Genomic DNA, 1,209 nt, shown 5'->3' on the forward strand with positions numbered 1-1,209 from the left:
ATGGGCCGCGCGGCCGTGCCGTCGGGTGCCTCCACCGGCAGCCGCGAAGCCATCGAGCTGCGCGACGGCGACAAGAGCCGCTACCTCGGCAAGGGCGTGCTGAAGGCCGTCGAGCACATCAACACCGAGATCGCCGAGGCCGTGCTCGGCCTGGACGCCTCCGAGCAGGCCTTCCTCGACCGCACCCTGATCGAGCTCGACGGCACCGAGAACAAGGGCCGCCTGGGCGCCAACGCCATGCTGGCGGTCTCGATGGCCGTCGCGCGCGCCGCCGCCGAGGAAGCCGGCCTGCCGCTGTACCGCTACTTCGGCGGCAGCACCAGCATGCAGCTGCCGGTGCCGATGATGAACGTCATCAACGGCGGCGCGCACGCCAACAACAACCTCGACATCCAGGAGTTCATGATCCTGCCGGTCGGCGCACCCTCGTTCCGCGAGGCGATCCGCTGGGGTGCCGAGGTGTTCCACGCGCTCAAGAAGATCATCCACGACAAGGGCATGAGCACCGCGGTCGGCGACGAAGGCGGCTTCGCGCCTTCCGTCGACGGCCATGAGGCCGCGATCCAGCTGATCCTGGAAGCGATCGACAAGGCCGGCTACACCGCCGGCGAGCAGATCATGCTCGGCCTGGACTGCGCCGCTTCCGAGTTCTGCAAGGAAGGCCCGGACGGCTCCAAGGTCTACCACCTCGAGGGCGAAGGCCTGGTGCTGAGCGCCGAGCAGTGGACCGACATGCTGGCGACCTGGTGCGACAAGTACCCGATCATCAGCATCGAGGACGCAATGGGCGAAGGCGACTGGGCGGGCTGGAAGCACCTGACCGAGGTGCTGGGCAAGAAGGTGCAGCTGGTCGGCGACGACCTGTTCGTGACCAACACCAAGATCTTCAAGGAAGGCATTGCCAAGGGCATCGGCAACTCGATCCTGATCAAGATCAACCAGATCGGCACCCTGACCGAGACCTTCGAGGCGATCGAGATGGCCAAGCGCGCGGGCTACACCGCCGTGATCAGCCACCGCTCGGGCGAGACCGAGGACAGCACCATCGCCGACATCGCGGTGGGCCTGAACGCGCTGCAGATCAAGACCGGCTCGATGAGCCGCTCGGACCGCATGGCCAAGTACAACCAGCTGCTGCGCATCGAGGAAGACCTGGGCACGGTCGCCAGCTACCCGGGCCGCGACGCCTTCTACAACCTGCGCTGATCG

The 1,209-nt window shown here is 66.7% G+C and carries 1 protein-coding gene; it reads left to right on the forward strand.

Going from position 1 to position 1,209, the window contains the following annotated elements:
• On the forward strand, positions 1-1,206 hold a 1,206-nt coding region (eno, locus tag C6P64_RS16315; protein ID WP_105749601.1), incomplete at its 5' end, for a phosphopyruvate hydratase.
• Positions 1,207-1,209: the final 3 nt, after the last annotated feature.

It is taken from the genome of Malikia granosa (assembly GCF_002980595.1).
Lineage (GTDB): Bacteria > Pseudomonadota > Gammaproteobacteria > Burkholderiales > Burkholderiaceae_C > Malikia > Malikia granosa.